Here is a 23,962-nt window from a genome sequence, read left to right on the forward strand (position 1 = left end):
CCGGACACGCTAGCTATTGCTAAGAGCTGTCCTTTCAGGATGTTTCCTTTCCTCTCTTCAAGCCCGCTACAGCACCGCCCCTGCCAGCAGCGCCACGGCGATGATAACCACGCTCGGCACCTTTTCCCAGAGCAGCAGCAGGAAGGTGAGGCCCACCAGCAGCGGGTTCAGCGGCAGCGAGTCGATAGGGCCGAGATGAAACGGCAGTTCCAGCAGGCGGTAGGGCAGCGGGTGGTAGAGCAGAAATGTGGCCGCGCACACCAGCCCCGCGCTCACGGCGTTGATGCCCTCCAGCGAAGCCTGCACCACGCGGTACTGCCGTAGCCGGTCCCAGAAGCGAATCACGAAGAATATCAGAAACGTGCCCGGCAGAAATATGCCCGCCGTGCCCACCGCCGCGCCCAGCACCTGCATGCCGGTTCCGCCCGCCGGCCGCATGGCCAGCGCCCCAATGTAGGCCGCGAAGGAAAAATTGGGCCCCGGCATGGCCTGCACCAGCCCCAGCCCCGACAGAAACTCCGGCCCCGTGAGGTACTTCTTGAACTCCACAAACTCGGCGTAGAGCAACGGGGCCAGCACCTGCCCGCCCCCAAACACCAGCGAGCCGTTGCGGTAGAAATTCTCGAACAGCCGCACCGGCAGCCAGCGCGTGTAGTGGCCCAGTACCGCCGCCCCCACCAAGATGCCAAACCAGAGGAAAAAGTTGGCCCACTCCACACGCAGGGGCTTTTTTTCCTGCACAATGGCGTGCTTGCGGTAGCGCACCGTGGTCACGGCCCCGCCGGCCAGCAGCAGCAGCGGCAGCATCCAGGGCAGCTGAAAGAAATAGGCCAGCATGGCTGCAGCCACCATCAGCCCCACGGCCGTTTTGGTATGGATAACCTTCTCCGCAATCTTGTAGGCTGAAAACGCCACGAAACCCACCGCCACCGGCTGCACAAACTGCACCAGCGCCGCGACGCGGGCCGGGTCGAGGTGGCTCAGGGTGAGGCCGGCCAGCGTCATCAGCGTCACGGCCGGGAGCATCCAGACCAGCAGCGTGAGGTAAGCCAGGTTCGGCCCGCCCAGCCGAAACCCAATCACGGTAATAGTCTGGGTCGAAGTTGGCCCCGGCAGCAGCGCGCACAGCGCCTGCAATTCCAGCAGCTCGGCCGTGCTGATGTAGCGGCGCTTGTCTACCAGCAGCCGGAACATCATGGCCACGTGCGCCTGCGGTCCGCCAAAGGCCGTGCAGGCCAGCACGGCCACATCCTTCAAAAAAATAATGCCCCGCACCCGCCGCGTGCGCTTGCCCGAGCGCCGCGGAGGCGGCGTGAGGGAAACGGGGGCGGCTGGGTGCGGGGCAGGATTCGGAACGGAGGCCGGAACGGTCATACCAGAACAAAAAAGAACGTCATGCTGAGCCTGTCGAAGCATCTCTACCGCTTCGTTGCTCCAATTGGATTACTTGCGCGGTAGAGATGCTTCGGCTACGCTCAGCATGACGTGCTGATGGCGGTTTTACCCAACCTTACTTCTTCTTCAAACCCAGCTCAATCAGGCGCTCGTTCAGGAACTCGCCGGCCGTGATGTCGGCCTCCTTTTTAGGGTTGTCGGGCGTCACGCAGTGCTCCAGGGCGGCCAGGCTCATTTCGGAGCGCGGGTGCATGAAGAACGGGATGCTGTAGCGCGAGGTGTTCATTTTTTCGCGGGCCGGGTTCACCACGCGGTGGATGGTGCTTTTCAGCACGCCGTTGGTGAGGCGCTGCAGCATGTCGCCCACGTTCACCACAATCTGGTCGGGCAGGGCCGTGATGGGAATCCACTTGCCGTCGCGGCGCTTCACTTGCAGGCCGTCGGCGCTGGCGCCCATCAGCAGGGTAATCAGATTGATGTCGCCGTGTTCGGCGGCGCGTACGGCATCAGCCGGCACCGCGTCCGGGTCTTCGATGGGGAAATAGTGGATGGGGCGCAGGATGCTGTTGCCGTTTTTCACCTTGTCATCGAAGTAGTTTTCGGGCAGGTGCAGGTACAGTGCGATGGCGCGTAGTACGTCCTTGCCGGCCGCCTCCAGAGTACGGTAGGTGGTCAGGGCCGTGTCTTTAAACGTGCTGAGTTCCTCGGGCCAGATGTTGTCGGGGTACTCGCTCTTAATGGGGTCCTCGTCCTGCACTTCCTGGCCGACGTGGTAAAACTCCTTCAGGTCACCGGTGTTGCGGCCCTTGGCGTGCTCCTTGCCCTTGCTGATGTAGCCGCGCTGACCGGCCAGCTCGGGCTTTTCGTAGCGCTGCTTGGCTTCGTCGGGCAGTCCGAAGAAGGCCTGCACGTCGGCGTACAGCTGCTTGGTTTGCTCGTCGTTGAGGCCGTGGTTTTTCAGGGCTACAAAGCCAATGTTTTGGTAAGCCTCGCCGAGCTGCTGCACGAAACGGGCTTTGCGCTCGGGGTCGCCGGAACGGAAGTCGGCGAGGTCGAGCGAGGGAATATGGTCAAGAAGTTGGTCTTGCATAATAAAATTGAGTTTACTTTGAGGCCGCGTAGGCTCCTTGGTGGGCAACGGCGCAAGTTAAGCAAAACCCGGCACCGGTCCTTCTCCGTAAGCGACTTCGTTTATGGTTACTATCAAATAAACCACTACCCCTTTTTTTAAAGTTCGATTCTATGAAACGCCCCCTCTGGCTGCTGTGCAGCACCACCGTTACGCTGGCATTGCTGGCTAGCTGCGAAACGAGCAAGCCCGCCACCGACGTAAGCGCCAATGCCGGCGGCAACAACCCCAGCGCCACCCGTGCCGGCGGCAGCGGCGAAAGCATGGAATCGAACGGCATTCGCCTGACGCCCTTCGGCGATTCGCCCAAGTTCCCCGAAGCCCAGATGCAGCTGCGCGCCCCCATTGCCGGCTCTACCGTGCCCAGCGGCGAAGTGGCTTTCGATTACCAAATCAGCAACTTCCTGCTCACCAAAATGAGCGGCGGCCCCCATATGGCCGAAATGGCCAACTCGATGAAAGGCCAGCACATCCACAACATTGTGGATAATGAGCCCTACACGGCCCACTACGACACCAAATTCAGCAAGCCGATTCCTGACGGCCAGCACGTGGTGCTTTCGTTCCTGTCGCGCTCCTACCACGAGAGCCTGAAGCACCGCGGTGCCTACGACCTGCGCATCATCAACGTGGGCAACACTCCCGCGCCGGCCACGCCCATCATCGACACCAAGGCCCCGAACCTGTTCTACAGCCGCCCCAAAGACACGTACTCGGGCGCTGATGCCAAGCGCATCATGCTCGACTTCTACCTGGTGAACACCACGCTGGAGCCCGGTGGAAACCGCGTCCGCGCCACCATCAACGGCACCGAGTTCATGCTCGACCGCTGGATGCCCTACATGATGGAAGGCCTGCCCGCCGGCGAAAACACCGTGAAACTGGAGCTGGTAGATGCCAGCGGCAACATGATTCCCGGCCCGTACAACTCGGTAACGCGCAAGTTTACGGTAGCGCCCTAGTCCCGGAGGCATTATTTCTTCGTTACGATTTCAGCTCCAAAAGTCTCCCGGCCCGGCCGGGAGACTTTTTTGGTTAAAGCCGTTTGCTGTTCCGGCTCTACCTTGCTTGTCCGCTATGTCTGTTGCCTCTGCCGAATCCGTCCCGCTGCTCACCCGCGAGCAGATACTGCGCGCCCTGCGCCAGATAGCGCGCGAAGGCCGCCCGCTGCCGCCCAGCACCGTGTACGAACTGGTGTACCGGGGCCGGCGCTACCCGCCCCGTGCCGTGGCCGAGCTGGCCTACCGCCTAGCCACCGGCAACCCCGCCGCCCGTTGGCCCCGCCCCGCCGGCGCCCCCACCAACGCCCTGCTCGAAAGCCTGGACTTCACCATCAGCACGAAGCGGCCGGTACTTACCTCCGGCTCCGGCGCCGATGGCGAGGAAGTGGCCCACCAACAAGCTGAGGATTTATACACCGGCCTGGCCAAAAACGCCGACGCTCTGCCTGCCCACGCGGCCGAGCCCGGCACGCCCTACACCGCGCCAACCTACACCCGCGCCGAGGCGCTGGCCGAGCTGTTCATCACGGAAAGTGCGTTGGATGCCGCGTTGGCCGGCCTAGCCCGCCGCCGCAACCTGCTGCTGCAAGGCCCACCCGGCACGGGCAAAACCTTTCTGGCGCGGCGCCTGGCCTGGCTCCTGCTGGGCGCGCAGGATGAAAGCCGCATCGAGCTGGTGCAGTTCCACCCCAGCTACGGCTACGAGGACTTTATGCTGGGCTTCCGGCCCGATGCCAAAGGCAGTTTTCACCTAGTGCCCGGTGTGCTGCCGCTGCTGTGCCAGCGCGCTGCTGCCGACCCTGGCCGGCCGTATTTTTTGCTAATTGACGAGGTGAACCGGGGCAATGTGCCGCGCATTTTCGGCGAGCTGCTGCTCTTGCTCGAAGCCGACAAGCGCGGCCCCGCCCACGCCCTGCGCCTCCCCTACGCCCCACCCGACGCTCCCAAATTCTTCGTCCCGGACAACCTCTACGTCATCGGCACGCTCAATTTGGCCGACCGCTCGCTCAGCCCGCTGGACTATGCGCTGCGCCGCCGCTTCGCCTTTGTGGCGCTGGGGCCGCAGTTTGGCGCGCCCCTCCGGCAGCAGCTGGCGGCCCGCCAAGTACCTGACCAAGTTATCGAACAACTCTGCACCCGCATGGTCGCCCTCAATCAAACCATTGCCGACGACCCCGAATTGGGACCAGACTTTGAAATTGGCCACAGTTACTTCTGCCAGCCACCGGCCCGGCCGGAGCAGGCTTCGGAATGGCTGCGCCTGATTTTCGAGCAGGAAATCGGGCCGCTGCTGGCTGATTATTGGCGCGAACAGCCGGCTACGGCTGCCGCGCAGCTCCGCAAGCTGCTGGCGTAACAGGCAGTCCATGCGACCAGTCCAACCAATTTTGTGATACCGCTCCCCACCCTCTACTACTTCCTCTGCTACGCCTGGAACCGGCTGCCAGAGCCTGCCGTACTGTTAGCTAGCGAAGCCACGCCTTTTGAGCGGCCGCTGGGGCTGCTGGCCCAGGTGCTGCTACACGCCACCTGCCGCCTGCTGAAAACCGGTCTGCCGCGCACTTTTGAAACTCAGCAAGCCGAACTCACCAGCCTGCGCGGCCGCGTAGAGCTGGCTCCCACGCTGGGCCGTGGCCTGCTGGGACAGGGCCGCGCCATCTGCACCTTCGATGAGCTGAGTGTTGCCTCGCCTTTGCACCGCCTTATTGCCCAGACGCTGGGTGTGCTGGGACGCGCGGGGGCCTTGCCCTCCACGCTACGTCGCGAGTTGCACCAGGTCAGCCAGCGGTTTCCGGCGGGGCTGAATGACGCCACGCTGCCGCCACCCACGGCCGCCACGTTTCGGGAGTTGCGGCGGCAGCGACTGGATAGCCAAGCAGCGTTTCTGGTTCACATCTGCGAGCTGGTGTGGCTCACGGCCCTGCCCGAGCCTACCGCCACCGGCCGCAAACGCTTCACCGATTTCCGGCGCGATGAAGTATTGATGGCGCGCATCTTCGAGCAGTTCACGCGCAATTTTTTCCGCCGCGAGCAGCGCCGCTACCGCGTATTTGCCGAAACCATTGCCTGGCAGGCCGAGGCCTCACAATCCGCCGACCTCGCCCTGCTGCCTACCATGCTCACCGACACCACACTGGAAGCGCCCGACCGCAAAATCATTCTCGACACCAAATATTACGCTGCCGCTCTGCGCCCGCGCTACGACCGGCAGCGCCTCATTGCCCCGCACCTCTACCAACTCTACGCCTACCTTCAGAACCAGCGCCCCGCCCCTGGCCAGGCCCTGGAAGGTATTTTGCTTTATCCCGCCGCCACGCAGGACGTAGACCTTCGCTACACGCTGGGCGGGCACCCGGTACGCGTCGTCACCCTCAACCTGCACCAACCCTGGCCCGGCATCGCCGCCGATTTGCTGCGGCTGGCAGAATAATGCCCAATGGGCACAAAAAAGCAGCCCGGACTTTCCACTTGGGAAAATCCGGGCTGCCAGCGTCGAATGACGAAGATTTGCGCTGGCCGCAGGGGCCAGCAGCAAACTACTTCTTCTCTTCGGTCGTAGTCGTGGTGGTAGCAGCAGGAGCAGCAGCAGCCGTAGTGTCAGCAGCAGGAGCAGCCATAGCGGTGGTGTCGGTGGTGCTGGTAGTGGTGGTCTCCGTGCCGGTAGCAGGGGTCTCAACGGTAGTGGTTTCTTCGGTCTTCTTTTCGCCGCACGAAGTCAGACCAGCGGTGAGGGCCAGGCCCAGGGCAGCAGCTTTAAACAGATTTTTCATCTTTGGGGGTAATTTTGAAAACGGGTTAACTTAAAAACGCCCTTTATTCCCGCTTTCTGGAAAGGTAACCCGCCCCGGAAAAAAATATTTTAAGTGGGTTACTTGTAGCCTTCGCCTGTATTAACTCCCAAAGTGAATGAGCAGGGGCAATCCAACTTCCTCTTCTTTGACTCCTACCGACGACGCGCTGATTGCCGCCATTCGCGGCGGCGATGAGCGGGCCCTGGCCCACCTCTACCGGCTGCACTGGCCCATGGTGTCACACTTCGTGCTGCAAAACAGCGGCACCGAGGACGACGCCCAGGACGTGTACCAGGAAGGCGTGATGGTGTTTTATGAAAAAGTACGCGACGGCTCCCTCGAGCTCAACTGCCAGATTAAAACCTACCTCTACGCCGTGTGCCGCCGCCTGTGGCTCAAGCGCCTGACCAGCAAAAGCCGCTTCGGCGTGCGCTTGCTCGACGACGAGGAGCACGGCCCGTACCTGAATACGGGAGCCGAAGAAGACCTATTGGCCGCCGAGGAACAGGACCGCCGTTTCGCCACCATGAGCGAGGCCCTGAACCACCTCGGGGAACCGTGCCGCTCACTTTTGGAAGGCTTTTACCTGCTCGATAAGTCGATGCAGGACCTCACGGCAGAATTCGGCTACACCAACGCCGACAACGCTAAAAACCAGAAATACAAGTGCCTTGTGCGCCTGAAAAAATTATTCTTCGCCCACTATAAAGAAGAGCCTATCTAATATCGTTAGCCGTCGGTAATAATCGGCGGAACCTCCCATTCGCTTACCGCCGCCGGCCCCGGCCCGCAGCATTTACCCATGATGACTGAAGCAGACTATTACGCCTTATTTGAAGCCTACTCGAACGGCGAGCTGGCCGGGCCCGCCCGCGCCAACCTCGAAGCACGCCTGGCGGCCGACCCGGCCCTGGCCCTGCGCTACGCCGACTTCAGCGAGATGACCAGCACGCTGCGCGCCTACGGGCAGCGCCAGCAGGCCCGCCAGCAGCTGCGCGGCATCCACGCCGCCATGCTGGCCGCCGATGCCCCCGAAGAAATGGCCCAGCCCGCCACCGGCCTCACCCACACGGTGAACCCGATGCTGCGCATTTCGCGCACCGAGCGCAAGCTGCGCGAGTTTTGGAGCGGCCACCGCGCCACCGTGGGCGTAGCCGCCTCGGTAGCCGTGATGGCCGTGTTTGCCACCCTGCTGGGCCTGGATTTGTGGAAGACTTCGCATCTGCCCGTTCCGGCCAGCTACCAAGCCCTTCGCCGTGAAGTGGAGCGCATTAAGAAAAGCCAGAAAGACCTGAAACTGACGCTGAACACCCAGCGGGGCAAGGAGTCTCTGCCAGCCCCATCAGGCAAGTTCAGCGGTACGGGCTTCGCCCTTACTTCGGAAGGCTATATCGTAACCAGCTACCACGTTATTCAAGGTGCTGATTCGCTACTGATTGAAGGCCGCAACCGACAGCGCTACCACGCCGAGCCGGTCTATTCAGACATCAAGCACGACCTGGCCATTCTGCGGATTACGGATAAGAAATTCACGGGCTTCGGCCGCCTGCCTTACGCTATCAAATCCGGCCAGGCCGATTTGGGTGAGCGGGTGTACACGCTGGGCTACCCGCGCGAGGATGTGGTGTACGGCGAAGGCTCGCTGAGCGCCCGCTCGGGTTTTGAAGGCGATACCGCTTTTTACCAGGTGAGCATTCCGGTGAACCCGGGCAACTCGGGCGGCCCGCTGCTTGATGAGCGCGGCAACCTGATTGGCGTGGTAAGCGGCCGGCAGAACGATGCGCAGAGCGCCGCGTTCGCCACCAAGTCCTCGTATCTGGTGCACCTGGTTGATTCGCTGGCAGCCGCTAAATCGGCGGCGGCTTACCCTTACCATTTGCCCCGTTTTGGCCAGTTGGCCGGTACCGGGCGGCCCCAGCAGCTTAAGAAACTGCAGGACTATGTATTTGTAGTTAAGGTGTTTGAATAGGCTGACATCCGATTTCAACGCTGTGCAAAGGCCTGTTTCATTATCGAAGCAGGCCTTTGTTGTGTAATGACTTTTCAGGCGTGGCGATTATTGTGCATAGCACATCAAAACAAGCCGATTATTCTGGCGTTTGGCGGGGGTAATACAGGCCTTTTTCATAACCTTAGGTTCCGTAATGTAGTATTCAGGCTTAGATGAGCGGCGCTTGTCTTTCCATCCATTTGTCTTTTTTAACCTCCGCATTCCGTGGCTCAAAACCAACAAACCCCGCCGAGCAGCAACGACGTTGCTGGTTCCGCTATTTTCAAGAAGTTTCTGAACACCGCTGAGGGCTACATCAAGCAGCCCACGCGCATGAAAACGCTGCTAACCGACGCCTACAAGAAGGCCAGCGAGAAAAACGACGTGGGCACGCTGGCCCACGAAGTCTGGGAGACCCTGCAGACCATGTTCCGGCTCATCAAGGCGTCGATGTCGGGTGAGTACACGGGCGTGCCTGGCACCACGGTGGCAGCAGCCGTGGCTGTGCTTATTTACTTCCTGAGCCCGATTGACTTGATTCCGGACTTTATTCCGGTGCTGGGACTGCTCGATGACGTGGCCCTCGTGGCTTGGTTCTCGACCACGCTGAAAGGCGAAATGGACAAGTTTCACGAGTGGGAACTGACCCGCCCCAGCGAGGCCAAAACCAGCGCCGAAGTTATTCCATCAACCGCCAGCGGCCTGACGCCGAAAACGGCTACTCCAGCCGCCCAGCCCTCGCACTCCAACGACCCCGCCGCCCCTACCGCACAGGTAGCCGAAGAATCGGCTAAGCACGCCGGCACTACCACCCACTCGTCTGCTTTGTCTAACACCGACTCCGGCCTGGGCTCGCCCGAAAGCAGCAACCCGCGCCCGGTGCACGAAGCTGGCCCCGATGCCCAGCCCACGGGCACAACCAACGGCCCCACCGTTCGGACCTGGGAGGGTAGCCGCAATGCTTCCGACCCCGGCACGCTAGACACTGGCGGTAACGTCCGCTAGACCAGACCATCGAACCCGATAAGCAAAAAGCCCCGGCAACATGAGTTGTCGGGGCTTTTTGCTGGGCTAGCCGTAAAAATAATTACGCGGCGGCGGCGTGGTCGCGCACGAAGCGCACGAAGTCGCCCACGGTATAGAGCGGCACTTCGTCGGGGATGGTGATGCTGAAGTTGCGCTCCAGTTCCAGAATGATGTCGACCACGTCGAGGGTCTCGAAGCGCAGGTCGCGGGCGAGGCTGGCGGTTTTGCGCACGCGGCTGGCCCGGATGGCCTTGCGCTTGCTGATAATGCGGAACACCTGCTGCTCGATAGTAGGCGTGTGCGTGGAGCTAATGGTGGATACGTACATAAATAGAGTTGCGGAAAAAGATGGTGAGGCAGGGGTAGGCACTAGGTTTCGGTAGCGCCCCGCGGCAGCGGGGAAAGTGCCCACCGGCGGCCGCTGCTGCAACAACAGCCGGCCAGCGGGCACCCAACGCCTGAAACGTTAGGCTAGTACAGGCGGCGTGGCCGCCTGTACTTCTTCAGAGTCCACCTCCTCGGAAATGGTTGCAACGTTGTCGGGATTTTTTCCGGAAATTTTTCCCTTCAGCGATTCGCTCAGCAAATACATTACCGGCACGACCAGCAGGGTGATTCCCGTGGCGAACACCAGACCGAAAATGATGGTCCAGGCCAGTGGGCCCCAGAACGTTACCGATTCGCCACCGATGAAGAAGTGGGCGTTGCCAGAGTTGAACAGCTCGTAAAAGTCGATGTTCAGGCCGATGGCCAGCGGGATAAGACCCAGCGTGGCGGCCGTAGCCGTGAGGATTACCGGATTCAGGCGGGTGCGGCCGGCCAGCACGATGGCCTCGCGCAGCGGCATGCCCTGCGCCCGCAGCATGTCCATGAATTCGACCAGCAGAATCCCGTTTTTCACCACGATACCGGCCAGGGCGATGATGCCCACGCCCGTCATCACGATGCTGACGCTCTGGCCCGTGATGGCCAGGCCCCAGAACACACCGGCGATGGAAAACAGCACCTCGGAGAGGATGATAACCGGCTTGCTGAACGAGTTGAATTGCGTGACGAGAATCAGGAAGATGAGGCCGAGGGCACCGATGCCGGCCAGCGGCAGGAAGTCGCTGGTTTCTTTCTGGTTTTCCTGGGCGCCGCCCATGTTGATGGTGTAGCCGGGCGGCAACGGGAAGGCTTTGAGGGCCGTCTGGATGTTGCGCACCACGTCGGGGCCGGTGTAGCCGCCCAGCACGTTGGAGCTGATGGTGATGATGCGCTTGGTGTCCTTGCGCTTGATGCCGCCGTAGGTGCTGCCATAGGTGACATCGGCCACCGACGAAATGGGCACCTGGCGCACGGCACCCGTGGCGTCGCGGAAGGTGAGCGGGGCATTCACCACGGCGTCTACGTCGTCGCGGTAGGGCTTGGCGTAGCGCACCTGGATGGGGTACTCGTCGTCCGGGGTCTTGAATTTGCTGGCCTCGGTGCCGTAGATGGCCGTGCGGACTTCCATCCCAATCTGGCCGGTGCTGATGCCTTCGCGGTTGGCGCGGGTACGGTTGATGTTGACGGCGATTTCGGGGTTGCGGTCTTCGAGGTTAGAGCGCAGCTGCTCAACGCCGCCGATTTTCATCGAATCGACGTAGCGAATTACCTTTTTCGACAAAGCAGCCAGCTTGGGGTAGTCGTCGCCAGCAACTTCAATGGCAATTTCCTTGCCCGTGGGCGGGCCGCTGGCCTCCTGGTCGACGGAGACTTCGGCGCCGGGAATGCCTTTCACCACTTCGCGGATTTTATCCATGTAGGTGTGGGTGGCCGGGCCGGTGCGCTCGCTGAGCTCCTTGAAAGCCACGCCGACCTTGCCCATGTGCGACTGCGATACACCAGCCGCGGTGGCTTCGCCGGGGTCGCCGGCACCGATGGCCACGTTGGTGATGACCGATTCCACGTCGGGGTTATGCTCGCCGATAACGCCGTAGATGCGTTTCTCCAGCACTTTGGTGATGGAGTCAGTGACGGCTACGCGGGTGCCGACGGGCATTTTCAGGTAGGTGTAGATGAACTTAGGGTCGCCTTTGGGGAAGAAGGCCACGGCGGGCTTGCGGATGCCCACGGCCACGAACGAACCGAAAAACAGCACCACCACACCAATCATCACAATCACGGGGTGGGTGATGGACCAGCGCACGAGGCCGGCATAGCCGTTCTGGAAGCGCGGCAGGGCGCGCGTCTGGAACCAGGCAATCATCTTCACAAACACGAACTTATCGAGGAAGCAGAGCAGGATAACCGTGATGGACAGGTTGCCCACGAAGGTGGAGTGCGACACATAGCCGAGGATGGCAATGACGAGCAGTACGCCCATCGCAATCAGGAAATTGCGGGTCAACTTGGGCTTGCTGTGCAGGTCCTCTTCGAAATGCTCTTCACGCTCCATGAAGCTCACGGCAAACACCGGGTTCATGATGAAGGCCACAATAAGCGAAGCCATCAGCGTGATAATCAGCGTAACGGGCAGGTAGTACATGAACGAGCCCACGATGCCGGGCCAGAACAACAGCGGCACAAACGGTGCTACCGTGGTCAGCGTACCGGCCAGAACCGGCACGAATACTTCGCCGGCGGCGAATTTGGCGGCCTTAGGAGTGTCGAGGTTGGGGTGCTCGTGAAGCAGACGGTGGGTGTTTTCGATAACCACAATGGCGTCATCGACCACGATGCCCAGCGCCAGCAGGAAGGCGAAGAGCACAATCATGTTCAGTGTGAAGCCAAATACGGGGATAACCAGGAAAGCCAGGAACATCGAAATCGGCACCGACAGGCCCACAAACAAGGCGTTGGTGGTGCCCATGAAGAACATCAGAATCAGCGTCACCAGCAGGAAGCCGATGATGATGGTGTTGATGAGGTCGTGCAGCGTCACGCGGGTGTCGTTGGAGGTATCGCCGGTTACGGTGATGGTGAGTTCTTTCGGCAGGCTGGCTTTGGAGTCGGCAATCAGGGCCTTGATTTTGTCGGAAGCGTCAATCAGGTTTTCGCCCTGGCGCTTTACCACGTTCAGGGTGATGGCAGGCTTGCCGTCGAGGCGGGCGTAGCTTTCGCGGTCCTTGAAACCGTCCGTCACGGTGGCGATGTCGCCGAGGCGCACGGGTGCGCCATTCAGGTTTTTGATTTGGATATCGGCAATGTCGGCGGCCCGCACGTACTGGCCGGCCACGCGCACGGCGCGCTTCTGCCCGCCCACATCGATGGAGCCACCCGACACGGTCACGTTTTCGCCGCCGATGGCGCGGGAAATATCGGTGAAGCCCAGGCGCGAGGCGCGCAGCTTGTTCAGGTCCACGTCCACGTTCACCTGCTGGTCGAGGGCGCCCACGATGTCGACGCGGGTGATTTCGGGCAGGGCCTCAATCTTGTCCTGGAAGTCGTCGGCGAACTTTTTGAGCTGGGCGGCGGGCAGGTTGCCGGCCAGGTTCACGAACATGATGGGCTGCTCGGAAATGTTGATTTCCTTCACCAGCGGGGCGCTCGGCAGGTCGTTGGGCAGCTCGGTACTGGCCTTGTCCACGGCATCCTTGATGAGCTGCTTGGCGGCCTGCACGTCCACGCCAGAGGTAAACTCGACGTCCACGATGCAATAGTCCTGGTTCGAGGTGGAGTTGATGTGTTTCACCCCGTTCACGCTCTTAATCTCCTTTTCGAGCTGGCGCGTCACCAGGTTTTCAATGTCCGTAGGCGAGGTGCCGGGGTACACCGTGGCCACGATGATGCGCGGAATCACGATGTCCGGGAATTTCTCCTTGCCCAGCTTGATGTAGGCAAATATGCCCGCCACGCACAGCAGCACCGTGATGATGTAAATGCTAGTCTTGTTATTAATGGACCAACTGGTTGGGCCAAATTCTTTTTCGATGTCCTGCATGGTTTCTTCTCTAAAAGCTTGAGAAATAATTGCGTGACTACGCGCCCTGCACGGCCACTTTCTGGCCTTCGTTCAGGTTCTGGTAGCCGGCCGAAATGATTTTATCCTCAGCCGTCAGGCCGCTGGTTACTTCGACTTTACCGTTGTAGGTGTTGCCGGTTTTGATGACGCGCTTCTTGGCCACGGCCTTGCCGCCCTCCTGGGCTACCACGTACACGTAGCTGTTTTCCTCGTCGTGCTGCACGATATCAACCGGGATAACCGTGGCGTTGGTCGCGTTGTAGTTCTGGATGCGTACCGTGGCCACCATGTTGGGGCGCAGGGTAGCGGCTTTGGCGCTTTTCAGGCGCAGCTCCACGGTAAACGTGCGGCTGGTAGCGTTGATGCTGCGGCTCACCACGCGCACGGTGGCGGGCAGCTCCTCGTCGCCCAGGTCCGGGATGGTCACCACGGCCGCGTCGCCGGCTTTGATGCTGTTGCCGTAGGCTTCCGACACATCGGCCAGGATTTTGCCGCCCGTGCCGCTGGTCAGGCGCACCACCGGCGCACCGGGCGCCGTGATTTCGCCCAGCTTGGGCAGCACCTCATCCACGGTGCCCGAGAACGGGGCCACCACGCTATACAAAGCGCGCTGCTGATTGAGCGTGGCCAGGTTGCGTTGCAGGGCCTGGTAGTTGTTTTTGGCTTGCAGGTACTGGATTTCGGTGCCAATCTGCTGGTCCCAGAGGCTCTTTTGCTTCTCGTAGACCGTCTTGGCGAGGTCCATACGGGTGCGCAGTTCGGCCGCGTTGGCGTCGAGGATGCTGGCATCGATGGTAGCCAGCACCTGGCCCTTGCTCACGCGGTCGCCGCGCTCCACGCGGATGCTGGTGAGCGAGCCAGCGGCGCGGGCACCCACGGTGGCGTTCTGGTCGAAATCGACGCGGCCCTGCACTTCGAGGTAGCTCTTGAAGCTCTCGGGCTTGGCGTTCATCACCGAAACCGGCGTGGGGGCCACCGTGGCGGGGCCGCCGGTTTTGGCTTCCAGCTCGGCGATTTTAGCCTGCGTGGCGGCCTGCTCGCCTTTCAGCTTGGCGAGCTCGGCCTTGGGGTCTTTGTTGGAAGAGCCGCCGCAGGAGGCGAGCAGCAGGGTACCGGCGAGAAACAGCGCAGCGGGTTGGGTTGAGGAGAAACGCATGGATAAGCGGGGTGTTTTTAAGATATCGGAGGGCGGGTAGCGCGGACTTTGTAGTCCGCGAGTCGTGCCGTTGAATTTGGTTGCCATCGCGGACTACAAAGTCCTCGCTACATTATTTTTTAACCTGATTGTAGAGCTCGCCAGTCGCTTTGTCGCGGTCGACTTTCGCCACCAGCACGTCGTAGATGGCACCGTAGTAGTTGGTCTGGGCCGAGCGCAGGTCGGTTTCGGCCGTAATCACCTCCAGGTTGGAGCCCACGCCGGCGTTGAATTTGATGCGCGTAACGCGGGCCACGTCGGTAGCCAGGTCAAGGTTGGCTTTCTGGTTGTCCAGCACATCCAGCGCGTTGATGAGCGTAGTACGACTCTGGGCATCTTGTAAATCAATGCTTTGCTTCAGGGTATCGAAGCCGCGCTCGATGGTTTGCTGCTGCAGGCGGCTCTGCTGCACCAGGTACTTGCGGCGGAAGCCGTCGAACACCGGCACCTGTAGGCTCAGGCCCACGTTGCCAAAGCCAAACCAGTTCTGGTTGGCAAAGCCGGCCGAGTTGCGCGAGCTTGGCCCGCGGAAGGCAAACAAGTCGCCCGCCGTACCCGCCGAGCCGGTGAAACCGTAAGCGCCCGTGAGCACGAGGCGCGGGTAGGCACTGGCCTGACGGTTGCGCAGGTCGAGGCCGGCCAGAGCCTGCTGGGTTTCCAGGGTCGAGAATTCGATGCGGTTGTTGTAGTTCAGCGCGCCCCGGGCCGCGATGGACTGGCCACCCGACAAGGCGTTCTGCTGGTCGAGGCGGTTTTGGGCGGCGGTGTTGTCGCTGCCGGGTGCGGTGGGTGCGGTGGGCACGGCGCTCAGTCCGTCCACGCCGCCGCCCGTGCTCAGGCTGGCCACACCGAGGCGCTGGCGCAAGGCACCGGCATCCACCACGGCCGCGCCGAGCGAGTCGGTCAGCTGCACGTTCTGGCCCTGGGGCAGGCCCATTTGAAACTTCAGCAAGCTCACGCTCAATTCAGTGAGGCGCTGGGCTTTTTGTTGCTCCACCACCAGGTTGTTGCGCTGCACGCGCAGGCGGTCCACATCCAGCTTCTCTGCGAAACCGGCTTTGAAAACCTTATTGGTTTGGTAAAGCACCGTGTCGAGGCGCTGCACGTTGCGGGCCAGCAGGGCGAGGCGCGAGCGGGCCACCAGCGTGCTGTAATAGGCCTTGCTCACCTGCTCCACCACGTCGATTTCGGCCTGCTGGGTTTGCTTTTTGGCCAGTTCGGTGTACACCTTAGCTGCCTTCAAACCAATCAGATACGAGCCATCAAACAGCAACTGCGACACCGAGGCGCTGGCGTTGCCGGCGTACTGCAGGCCGAAGGCGAACGGCTGCGGCGGCAGGGCCAGCTGTTGCGTACCCAACACCTGCTGCTGGCCGCCCTGCGCGGCGGCCAAGTCGCTCTGCGTGAGCACCGTTTGCGAGAGCGGGAAGCTCACCAGGCTCTTCTGCAGCTTAAAGTTGTCCGACACCGTGGCGGCCACGTTCACCTGCGGCAGGCCGGCGCTCTTGATTTCGCCCACTTTGGCGGCGGCCGTGGCCTCGCCCAAGCGGGTAGCCAGCAGCGTCGACTTGTTCTGCACGGCGTAGGTAATGGCCTGTTGCAGGCTCAGCGGCATGGTGCCCGTGGTGGGCGGAGCCGCGGGCATGGCCTTGGGCGAGTCTTGGGCAAGCAGCGCCTGCGGCACGGCCGCGCTCAGGGCGGCTACCAGCAGGAATCTGGTTCGAAACAGCGTGTTCATAAACAGCTAAAAAAGAAACGGGTAAGCGGGGGAAAAGCGAGTTATTCGGCCTCGGTGATGTGCCGGTACTGGTTGATGAGCTTGTGGCCCTTGAGGGTGGCCACGCCCAGCAGGAAATGCTCATCGAACACCCGGTTCACGCGCACCGGGCCAAACTGCGCGGTGGGGTACAGCTCGGAATCGAAAGCCAGTTCAATCTGGGCCAGGTTGAGACGGGCCAGCACCTCCACGTCGAGGTCGGCGCGGAACAGGCCCTCGGCCATGCCCCGGCGCAGGTTCTGGGTGATTTGCGCCAGGATGAAGGTGTTCTTGTGCGATTTGAACAGGTCCCAGGCCGTGGGGTGATACTTCTTCATGTCGTTGAAGATGCTGGGGTGCACGTCGGCAAACTGCTCATCGGCCCATTTCGACAGCAGCAGCATTTCTTCCACAGCGTTGACGGCTTTGCCGGCCACCAATGCGCAGTCGCACTGCACGCCATCCAGGTGCCGGGTGATGCCGGCCAGCACAATCTGGTCTTTGTTCTCAAACCACTTGTACAGGGTTTTTTTCGACATGCCCATGTCGGCGGCGATGTCATCCATGCTCACGCTTTTGATGCCGTTGCGCAGGAAAAGCTGCTGAGCGTGGTTCAGGATTCGGTCTTTGATTTCCATAAGTAACGCCGCAAAGATACAATGGAAACTTTTAACGTGCTCAAAGTTTCCAACGCATTTTTACGGTCTGCAACCAGTGCAAGGCCTTTTTGCGCGTAGCCAGACGCGCACGGCCCCCGTTTACTTTACCCCAATGCGAAAAAAAGTATTCAGCTTGTCGCATGACTAACTAATTTTATTGGTAATGCAAAGCTAATAAATTTAGTTTAATAGTATTCCGAAATCAGATTATTTATTTGTGAACCTGGCCCCGCGCCTTTGCACGGCGGAAGTGCCGGCCGCGGGTACTTTTGCGCGGGGCCGTGGTGGCCCGCTTCCATTTGCGCTTATGAAAATCCGGACCGGCTTCGGCTACGACGTTCACCAATTGAAAGAAGGGCTGCCCTTCTGGCTCGGCGGCATTGAGGTGCCGCACACCCACGGCGCCCTCGGCCACTCCGATGCCGACGTGCTCATCCACGTCATCTGCGACGCGCTTTTGGGCGCGGCCAACCTGCGCGACATCGGCTTTCACTTCCCCGACACCGACCCGCAGTACAAGGGCATCGACTCGAAAAAACTGCTCTCCGGCGTGATGCGCCTGCTGCGCGAGCGCGGCTACGAGGTGAGCAACATCGATTCGACCATCTGCCTGGAGCGCCCCAAGGTGAACCCGCACATCCCGGAAATGCAGCGCGTGCTGGCCGCCGTGATGGGCATTGCCGAAGAGGACATCTCCATCAAAGCAACCACCACCGAAAAACTGGGTTTTGTGGGCCGGCAGGAAGGCGTGGCCGCCTACGCCAGCGTGCTAATTCAGAAAGGGCTGTAGAGACGCAATATTTTGCGTCTCGTCGTTGAACGGTGACGTTCTAACGACGCCCACGCGGCACGCACGACGAGACGCAAAATATTGCGTCTCTACATCGTTCAGACTAACTCAAAAATTCTCCCACCATATCAATTCAATGAAGCAAACTCCTCTCCTGCTGGCCTTTCTCGCGCTGGCCAGCGCTGCCCCGGCCCACGCGCAGGGCAAGGTTAAAGTAAAGTCCAAGCCGGCGGCCGGTGCGCCCGCCATCAAAATCAAAACCACCGACAGCAAAACCGCCGGCAAAGACTGGAGCGTGAAATACGCCGACCAGGTAACCGCCGAGCGCCTGCGCACCCACCTGGCCGTGCTGGCATCGGACGAGTACGAAGGCCGCGAAACCGGCCAGAAAGGCCAGCACATGGCCGCCGACTACATCGAAAAGCAATTCAAAAACGCCGGCCTGACTGGCCCGGTAACCACCGGCACCGACCCCTACCAGCAGCATTTCGACGTGGAACAGGTGACCTGGGCCGACGGTAATACCCTGAAAGTGGGGGGCACCAGCTACGAATGGCTGACGGATTTCTATGGCCTCGGCGACTCGCCTTTTGGCCAGGAAACCAGCGTGAAGCCCGTTTTTGTGGGCTACGGCATCGAGCAGCCCGGCTACTCCGACTACGCGAATGTGGACGTGAAGGGCAAGGACATTCTGGTGCTGATGGGCGAGCCGACCGGCGACGGCGGCAAGGCCCTGCTCAGCGCCGACGGCTCGCCCACCAAGTGGGGCACCGACTACCGCGGCAAGGCCCAGCTGGCGGCCCAAAAGGGCGCCCGCACGGTGTTTTTCGTGAGCTTCAACCCCACCAGCAACTTCGCCAAGCAAACGGGGCGCATGGCCCCGTTCATTTCGCGGCCCTCAATGGTGATGGTGGGCAACGACAAGCCGAGCCGCGTGCCGTCGTTTTTCATCTCGCCGGCCGTGGGCCTGGCCGTGCTGGGCACGACGGATGCGGCCATGCAGACGTATCTGGGCAAAATTAACTCGACCAAACAGCCGGTGACGGCCACGTTCAACGTGGTGCCGATGCAGATTAAAGCCGAGCGCAAGCGCGAAAAGCTGGACACGCAGAACGTACTGGGCTTCATCGAGGGCACCGATAAGAAGGAGGATGTCATCGTGATTTCGGCCCACCACGACCACCTCGGCAAACACGAGGGGCAGGTGTTTAACGGGGCTGATGACGACGGCTCGGGCACCACGGCCATTATCACGATGGCGGAAGCCTTTGCCAAGGCCAAGAAGGAAGGCCACGGCCCCCGCCGCAGCCTGCTCTTCCTGAGCGTGACAGGCGAGGAAAAGGGTTTGTTTGGCTCCGAGTATTATTCCAAGCACCCCATTTTCCCGCTGGCCAGCACCGAGGCCGACCTGAACGTGGACATGATTGGCCGCACCGACGTGGAGCACGAGGGCAAGCCCGACTACGTGTACGTCATTGGCTCAGACAAGCTGGCCTCGGAGCTGCGCGTGATTCTGGAAGCCGAAAACAAGCAGTACGGCCCCATCGACCTCGATTACCGCTTCGATGACCCCGCCGACCCGAACCGCTTCTACTACCGTTCCGACCACTATAACTTCGCGGTGAACAAGGTACCGGTGGCGTTTTTCTTCAATGGCGTGCATGCCGACTACCACCAGCAGAGCGACGAAATCGAGAAAATCCAGTTCGATAAAATGGAGAAGCGGGCGCGGCTGGTGTTCCACACCGCCTGGGAGCTGGCCAACCGCGACGGCCGCATTGTCGTTGACTCGAACAAGCCGTAATTTTAGTCCTCGTTCAATCCGTCTGTCATCCTGAGCAAAGCGAAGGACCTTATCACGTTTGAATACATAGCAGTTTGTTTACTGCCAGCCTTTCAAGCGTGATAAGGTCCTTCGCTGCGCTCAGGATGACAGACGTTTTCGTTTCTTCCTACTCCCAAGCTCCTCCCTCCTGCCCCATGTTGAAAACATACGCGCTGGCAACCTTGCTGCTGGCCGGCGCTCTACCCGCCGCCGCGCAGACCGCGCCCACCAAAATCAAGGTTAAGACCAAGGGCGCCTCCCCTACCCCGTCCGCGCCCGACCTTTCGCAGACCTACGCCGCCCTCATCCAGCCTGCCGACCTGCGCACGCACCTCACGGTGGTAGCGTCGGACGCGATGCAGGGGCGCGAGGCGGGCCAGCCGGGCCAAAAACTGGCGGCCGATTATCTGCAGAAGCAGTTCGCGGAAATAGGTTTGCAAGGGCCGGTGGCAGGCAACGACAACCCATATTTGCAACACTTTCAGCTGACGCACAGCCTCTACGCGCCGGGCGGCTTCATCAAAGTGGGCGCGCAGCGCTATGAGTATTTGAGCGACTGGTTCAGCTACGGGCCAATGCCCTCGCCCTTTCTCACCGAAACCGTTTCACAGCCGGTTTTTGCAGGTTTTGGGGTAGAGCAGGGCGCGTATTCGGATTATGCGGGCTTGGATGTGAAGGGCAAGGACGTGGTAGTCATCATGGGTGAGCCGCAGGACGAGCGCGGCCGCAAGCTGCTCAAGCCGCTGGGGCGCAAGGATGATTACTGGGATTCGGGGCTACGCAAGGCGGCGCTGGCCAAGGCCCACGGTGCGCGCAGCATTTTCCTGATGACGTTTGCTCCGGCAACGGTTTTTCAGAAACAAACTTCTGAGCTGGGCGAGTCCCTGCGTGAGCCGGCGTTTTCGCTGCCCGACCCTGGCCCGGAAATCATCGACACGGTGGCCGAGAATATTCCGCCCGGTATCGGCGTGTATTTTACTTCGCAGGATTTGGGACTGGCCCTGGCCGGCACCACCATGAACGGACTGATTGACTACGTGCGGGCATTGGGCCGCGCCGGGCGGCCGGTGCCGGCAGGCTTTCAGCCTCCGGTGGCGACTATTTATTTGCCGCAAACCCAGCAGCCGCTCACCACCGAAAACGTGTTAGGCTTTTTGGAAGGCTCCGATAAAAAGGACGAGGTGCTGGTGGTTTCGGCCCACTACGACCATCTGGGCGTGAAGCACGACACGATTTATAACGGGGCCGACGACGACGGCTCGGGTACGGTGGCGGTGCTGGCGCTGGCCAGGGCGTTTGCCCAGGCCAAAAAGAACGGGCATGGCCCGCGCCGCAGCATCCTGTTTGTGCTGATGACGGCCGAGGAAGAAGGCTTGTTCGGTTCCGAATACTACACGGCCCATCCCGTCATCCCGCTGGCCAGCACCATTGCCGACCTCAACATCGACATGGTGGGCCGCACCGACCGCAAGCACAGCCCCAAGCGGCATTTTGTGTGCATTGTAGGGTCGGATAAGCTGTCGTCGGAGCTGCACGCCATCAATGAGGCGGCCAACCGCGACTACACGCACCTGGAGCTGGACTACCATTTCAACATTCCCGGCGAGCCGGAGCACATCTACTACCGCTCGGACCACTACAACTTTGCGCGCCGCAAAATCCCGGTCATCTTCTACACCACCGGCGAGCACGCCGACTACCACAAGGCCACGGACGACGTGGAAAAAATAGAATTCGATAAATTGGCGGAACGCGCGCAGCTGGTGTTCCACACCGCCTGGGCGCTGGCCAACCGCGAGCAGCGCATCGTGGTTGACTCCAACAAGCCCTGATTTGCCATGACCACCGCCACCAAAGCCAGCCAGTTCCAGCTCGACGCCGAAAAGAAAGCCTTCGACCGCGAACACCGCCGCAAAATCCGCTTCAACATCGGCAAGTACGACGCGGCCGTGAGCGCCGGCATGAAGCTCTACGACCAGCACGAGCTGGCCCGCGACCGCGGCGCTTATCTGAAAGCCACCGTGCTGGAAAAGCTGGACGAATACCTGCTGCAGTTCGAAGCGGCCTTCACAGCGCGGGGCGGCCGCGTGATTTGGGCGCGCGACGCGGCCGAGGCGCTGGCCGAAATCGGGAAGCTGACCAAGGCCCGCCAGACGAAAACCGTGGTGAAGGCCAAGAGCATGACCACCGAGGAAATCCACCTCAATAAGTACCTCGCCACGCAGGGCATCGAGTCGGTAGAGACGGACCTGGGCGAATACATCGTGCAGCTGAACGGCGAGCGACCCTACCACATTGTGACGCCGGCCATGCACCTGAGCAAGGCCGACATCGCCAATATTTTCGTCAAACATCTGGGCATCGAACCCACCGACGACGCGCAGGAATTGGTGCTTACGGCCCGCCGCCTGCTGCGCAACAAGTACACCAGCGCCGAAGTGGGCGTGACCGGCGGCAACTTCCTCATTGCCAAAGAAGGCGCGGTAGCCGTGACCGAGAACGAGGGCAACGCCCGCCTCTCGGCCACTTTCCCGAAGCTGCACATTGCGGTGGTGGGTATCGAGAAAGTCATTCCGCAGCTCACGGATTTGGATTTGTTCTGGCCGCTGCTGAGCACCAGCGGTACGGGGCAGCAGGTCACCGTGTACAACACGGTGTATTTCGGCCCGCGCCAGCCCGGCGAGGTGGACGGCCCGGAAGAAATGGTCGTGATTCTGCTCGACAACGGCCGCACCAACCTGCTGGCCCAGCCCGACAAGCGCGCCGCCCTGCGCTGCATCCGCTGCGGGGCCTGCCTGAACGTGTGCCCGGTGTACAAAAACATCGGCGGCCACACCTACGAAACCACCTATTCCGGCCCCATCGGCTCGGTCATCAGCCCGCACCTGAGCGGCCTGCCCGAGCACAAGCACCTGAGCTACGCCAGCAGCCTGTGCGGAGCCTGCACCAGCGTGTGCCCGGTCCGCATTCCGCTGCACAACCTGCTGCTGCTCAACCGTCAACAGAGCGTACAGGAAGGCCACGCCCCCACCGAAGAGCGCGCCGCCATCGGCCTCTGGAAGTGGAGTATGCAGCACCGCTGGGCATTGGATTTGCTGCCCGTAAAGCTGAAAGACTGGAGCCTGGGCCGCCTGCTGGGCCAGGTGGGCTGGAGCAAGCGCCGCGAGAGCCTGCACATCGCCGGCCCCTCGTTTCGGGAACTGTGGAAGGCCCGGGCGGCGCAGCATTAGGCGAGCCAAAGCCTTGGCCGTTCGGCTTTTCGGCACGATTGTCCGTATCAGGGCTTTTTGCTGACTATGCACCCGTATCTGCTGCTGGCCTTGCGCATCATTACCGGACTAGGCGGCGTTACGCTGGTAGTCACCACTTTGTCGTCCGCCATCCGGTCGTTTGTGCTGCCCCGCAACGAGGTGGTGCGCCTGAATGTGTGGGTATTTATGGGCATCCGGGTCTTTTTTGACTTAGCGGCGAAACTTTCGCCTTCCTACGAGCGGCGCGATAAAATCATGGCCCACTACGCGCCGGTGGCGCTGGTGGCGCTGCCCATATTCTGGGAAGCCTTGGTGAGCCTGGGCTATACCGGCATGTACTGGGCCGTGGGCGAAGGCAGCTTAATGCACTGTTACCAGCTGAGCGGCAGCTCATTGCTTACGCTGGGCACGATTGATGATTTCAGCTTTATCGGGGGCGTGCTCACCTATTCGGAGGCCGCGCTGGGGCTGCTGCTGCTCACGCTCCTGCTGTCGTATTTGCCCACCATCTACCAGTCATTTTCGCGGCGCGAGGCCACAGTGGCGCTGCTGGAGCTGCGGGCCGGCACACCGCCCACGGCCGCCTGCCTGCTCAGGTGGCTCAACCACGATGGCTCGGTGCAGAACGACGACCAGCAGTGGGCCGAATGGGAGCATTGGTTTGTTGAGATTGAGGAAAGCCACACCTCGCTGCCCATTCTCTCGTTTTTCCGCTCGCCGCAGCCTGGGCGCTCCTGGGTCACGGCCGGTGGGCTGATTCTGGACACGGCCGCGCTCCTCTTTGCTGCTGTGGATGGCCCCCAGCCGCGCCAGGCCCAGATTACCTTCAAGGCCGGCTGCCTGGCCCTGAACCGGGTGTACCGTTTTTTCGACGCCAAAGCCGGGGCCGAACCCACCAGCCTGCTGCCCGACGAGGAAGAGGCACCCGGCCGGGCCGACTTTGACCGCACCTGCCAGGAGCTGGCCGAGCACGGCCTCAGGGTTTGCGAAGACCGGGCCGATGCCTGGCGGCGCTACTGCGAGCTGCGCAGCCGCTACACCACGGCCCTGAATTTCCTGGCCCGGCTCACCATGGCCCCGGGGGTAAAAACCCCTGGCTAAAAATGCGTTCTGGCAGCTAGTGGCGAGGTGTGCCGGTGGTACTGGTTGGGCGTAGCGAACTAAAATCGGAAAAGTCGTTCACCGATTTTTCACCTTTGCTAAAAGCCTTACAGCATATGCTGTAGGG

At 61.2% G+C, this 23,962-nt stretch carries 18 protein-coding genes and 1 pseudogene; 11 read left to right on the forward strand and 8 right to left on the reverse strand.

Annotation, left to right across the window (positions count from 1 at the left end; all coding sequences use genetic code 11):
* Positions 1–66: 66 nt before the first annotated feature.
* Positions 67–1,374, reverse strand: a complete 1,308-nt coding sequence (chrA, locus tag ACYVM5_RS08810; RefSeq protein WP_460617758.1) for a chromate transporter — start codon at positions 1,372–1,374, stop codon at positions 67–69.
* Between the two features lie 136 nt (positions 1,375–1,510).
* Complete coding sequence (locus tag ACYVM5_RS08815; RefSeq protein ID WP_460617759.1) at positions 1,511–2,485, reverse strand: isopenicillin N synthase family dioxygenase; 975 nt, start codon at positions 2,483–2,485, stop codon at positions 1,511–1,513.
* Positions 2,486–2,637: 152 nt separating this feature from the next.
* Here ACYVM5_RS08815 and ACYVM5_RS08820 point away from each other — a divergent pair, with 152 nt between their 5' ends.
* From ACYVM5_RS08820 to ACYVM5_RS08830, 3 genes are all read left to right on the forward strand, one after another.
* Complete coding sequence (locus ACYVM5_RS08820; protein ID WP_460617760.1) at positions 2,638–3,486, forward strand: hypothetical protein; 849 nt, start codon at positions 2,638–2,640, stop codon at positions 3,484–3,486.
* Between the two features lie 115 nt (positions 3,487–3,601).
* Entirely contained in the window at positions 3,602–4,882 is a 1,281-nt protein-coding gene (locus ACYVM5_RS08825) for a 5-methylcytosine-specific restriction endonuclease subunit McrB (RefSeq protein ID WP_460617761.1), read from the forward strand.
* A gap of 33 nt (positions 4,883–4,915) precedes the next feature.
* Entirely contained in the window at positions 4,916–5,956 is a 1,041-nt protein-coding gene (locus ACYVM5_RS08830; protein WP_460617762.1) for an McrC family protein, read from the forward strand.
* 106 nt (positions 5,957–6,062) lie between these two features.
* On the opposite strand, the gene ACYVM5_RS08835 is transcribed toward ACYVM5_RS08830, so the two are convergent.
* Entirely contained in the window at positions 6,063–6,296 is a 234-nt protein-coding gene (locus ACYVM5_RS08835; protein WP_198069359.1) for a hypothetical protein, read from the reverse strand.
* Positions 6,297–6,432: 136 nt separating this feature from the next.
* Between ACYVM5_RS08835 and ACYVM5_RS08840 the strand changes: the two genes are divergently transcribed.
* From ACYVM5_RS08840 to ACYVM5_RS08850, 3 genes and pseudogenes are all read left to right on the forward strand, one after another.
* Positions 6,433–7,041 (forward strand): RNA polymerase sigma factor, encoded by a 609-nt coding sequence (locus tag ACYVM5_RS08840; RefSeq protein ID WP_460617763.1) that lies wholly within the window; start codon positions 6,433–6,435, stop codon positions 7,039–7,041.
* A gap of 78 nt (positions 7,042–7,119) precedes the next feature.
* Positions 7,120–8,286, forward strand: a complete 1,167-nt coding sequence (locus ACYVM5_RS08845) for a trypsin-like peptidase domain-containing protein (RefSeq protein ID WP_460617764.1) — start codon at positions 7,120–7,122, stop codon at positions 8,284–8,286.
* A 447-nt stretch (positions 8,287–8,733) separates the two neighbouring features.
* Positions 8,734–8,895 (forward strand): annotated as a pseudogene (locus tag ACYVM5_RS08850) (YkvA family protein); the annotation flags it as partial.
* Positions 8,896–9,394: 499 nt separating this feature from the next.
* Here ACYVM5_RS08850 and ACYVM5_RS08855 read toward each other — a convergent pair.
* The 5 genes from ACYVM5_RS08855 to ACYVM5_RS08875 all read right to left on the reverse strand — a co-directional run bounded on the left by ACYVM5_RS08855 (position 9,395) and on the right by ACYVM5_RS08875 (position 16,847).
* Entirely contained in the window at positions 9,395–9,661 is a 267-nt protein-coding gene (locus ACYVM5_RS08855; RefSeq protein ID WP_342296813.1) for an acyl carrier protein, read from the reverse strand.
* 138 nt (positions 9,662–9,799) lie between these two features.
* A complete protein-coding gene (locus ACYVM5_RS08860; RefSeq protein WP_460617765.1) occupies positions 9,800–13,237 on the reverse strand; it encodes an efflux RND transporter permease subunit in 3,438 nt (1,145 codons plus the stop codon).
* Positions 13,238–13,274: 37 nt separating this feature from the next.
* The gene (locus ACYVM5_RS08865; protein ID WP_460617766.1) at positions 13,275–14,414 is read right to left on the reverse strand and encodes an efflux RND transporter periplasmic adaptor subunit; all 1,140 of its coding nucleotides are present in this window, start codon (positions 14,412–14,414) and stop codon (positions 13,275–13,277) included.
* A 112-nt stretch (positions 14,415–14,526) separates the two neighbouring features.
* Positions 14,527–16,191 (reverse strand): TolC family protein, encoded by a 1,665-nt coding sequence (locus tag ACYVM5_RS08870; protein WP_460617767.1) that lies wholly within the window; start codon positions 16,189–16,191, stop codon positions 14,527–14,529.
* A 41-nt stretch (positions 16,192–16,232) separates the two neighbouring features.
* Positions 16,233–16,847: a TetR/AcrR family transcriptional regulator gene (locus ACYVM5_RS08875; protein ID WP_460617768.1), complete on the reverse strand. Its 615-nt coding sequence runs from the start codon at positions 16,845–16,847 to the stop codon at positions 16,233–16,235.
* A gap of 328 nt (positions 16,848–17,175) precedes the next feature.
* Between ACYVM5_RS08875 and ispF the strand changes: the two genes are divergently transcribed.
* The 5 genes from ispF to ACYVM5_RS08900 all read left to right on the forward strand — a co-directional run bounded on the left by ispF (position 17,176) and on the right by ACYVM5_RS08900 (position 23,835).
* A complete protein-coding gene (gene ispF, locus ACYVM5_RS08880; RefSeq protein ID WP_342296820.1) occupies positions 17,176–17,658 on the forward strand; it encodes a 2-C-methyl-D-erythritol 2,4-cyclodiphosphate synthase in 483 nt (160 codons plus the stop codon).
* Positions 17,659–17,794: 136 nt separating this feature from the next.
* Entirely contained in the window at positions 17,795–19,462 is a 1,668-nt protein-coding gene (locus ACYVM5_RS08885) for a M28 family peptidase (protein ID WP_460617769.1), read from the forward strand.
* A 176-nt stretch (positions 19,463–19,638) separates the two neighbouring features.
* Positions 19,639–21,315 (forward strand): M28 family peptidase, encoded by a 1,677-nt coding sequence (locus ACYVM5_RS08890; protein ID WP_460617770.1) that lies wholly within the window; start codon positions 19,639–19,641, stop codon positions 21,313–21,315.
* A 6-nt stretch (positions 21,316–21,321) separates the two neighbouring features.
* Positions 21,322–22,713 (forward strand): lactate utilization protein B, encoded by a 1,392-nt coding sequence (locus tag ACYVM5_RS08895; protein ID WP_460617771.1) that lies wholly within the window; start codon positions 21,322–21,324, stop codon positions 22,711–22,713.
* Between the two features lie 66 nt (positions 22,714–22,779).
* Positions 22,780–23,835 (forward strand): hypothetical protein, encoded by a 1,056-nt coding sequence (locus tag ACYVM5_RS08900; RefSeq protein ID WP_460617772.1) that lies wholly within the window; start codon positions 22,780–22,782, stop codon positions 23,833–23,835.
* Positions 23,836–23,962 lie beyond the last annotated feature (127 nt).

Source organism: Hymenobacter ruber (assembly GCF_054783255.1).

What these genes read in the sequence shown, in the direction of transcription:
- ACYVM5_RS08820 (WP_460617760.1), top strand. Translation starts at nt 2,638, where the DNA reads ATGAAACGCCCCCTCTGGCTGCTGTGCAGCACCACCGTTACGCTGGCA.
- ACYVM5_RS08890 (WP_460617770.1), top strand. Translation starts at nt 19,639, where the DNA reads ATGTTGAAAACATACGCGCTGGCAACCTTGCTGCTGGCCGGCGCTCTA.
- ispF (WP_342296820.1), top strand. Translation starts at nt 17,176, where the DNA reads ATGAAAATCCGGACCGGCTTCGGCTACGACGTTCACCAATTGAAAGAA.
- ACYVM5_RS08845 (WP_460617764.1), top strand. Translation starts at nt 7,120, where the DNA reads ATGATGACTGAAGCAGACTATTACGCCTTATTTGAAGCCTACTCGAAC.
- ACYVM5_RS08860 (WP_460617765.1), bottom strand. Translation starts at nt 13,237, where the DNA reads ATGCAGGACATCGAAAAAGAATTTGGCCCAACCAGTTGGTCCATTAAT.
- ACYVM5_RS08815 (WP_460617759.1), bottom strand. Translation starts at nt 2,485, where the DNA reads ATGCAAGACCAACTTCTTGACCATATTCCCTCGCTCGACCTCGCCGAC.
- ACYVM5_RS08865 (WP_460617766.1), bottom strand. Translation starts at nt 14,414, where the DNA reads ATGCGTTTCTCCTCAACCCAACCCGCTGCGCTGTTTCTCGCCGGTACC.
- ACYVM5_RS08895 (WP_460617771.1), top strand. Translation starts at nt 21,322, where the DNA reads ATGACCACCGCCACCAAAGCCAGCCAGTTCCAGCTCGACGCCGAAAAG.
- ACYVM5_RS08835 (WP_198069359.1), bottom strand. Translation starts at nt 6,296, where the DNA reads ATGAAAAATCTGTTTAAAGCTGCTGCCCTGGGCCTGGCCCTCACCGCT.
- ACYVM5_RS08855 (WP_342296813.1), bottom strand. Translation starts at nt 9,661, where the DNA reads ATGTACGTATCCACCATTAGCTCCACGCACACGCCTACTATCGAGCAG.
- ACYVM5_RS08870 (WP_460617767.1), bottom strand. Translation starts at nt 16,191, where the DNA reads ATGAACACGCTGTTTCGAACCAGATTCCTGCTGGTAGCCGCCCTGAGC.
- chrA (WP_460617758.1), bottom strand. Translation starts at nt 1,374, where the DNA reads ATGACCGTTCCGGCCTCCGTTCCGAATCCTGCCCCGCACCCAGCCGCC.
- ACYVM5_RS08840 (WP_460617763.1), top strand. Translation starts at nt 6,433, where the DNA reads ATGAGCAGGGGCAATCCAACTTCCTCTTCTTTGACTCCTACCGACGAC.
- ACYVM5_RS08825 (WP_460617761.1), top strand. Translation starts at nt 3,602, where the DNA reads ATGTCTGTTGCCTCTGCCGAATCCGTCCCGCTGCTCACCCGCGAGCAG.
- ACYVM5_RS08900 (WP_460617772.1), top strand. Translation starts at nt 22,780, where the DNA reads ATGCACCCGTATCTGCTGCTGGCCTTGCGCATCATTACCGGACTAGGC.
- ACYVM5_RS08885 (WP_460617769.1), top strand. Translation starts at nt 17,795, where the DNA reads ATGAAGCAAACTCCTCTCCTGCTGGCCTTTCTCGCGCTGGCCAGCGCT.
- ACYVM5_RS08875 (WP_460617768.1), bottom strand. Translation starts at nt 16,847, where the DNA reads ATGGAAATCAAAGACCGAATCCTGAACCACGCTCAGCAGCTTTTCCTG.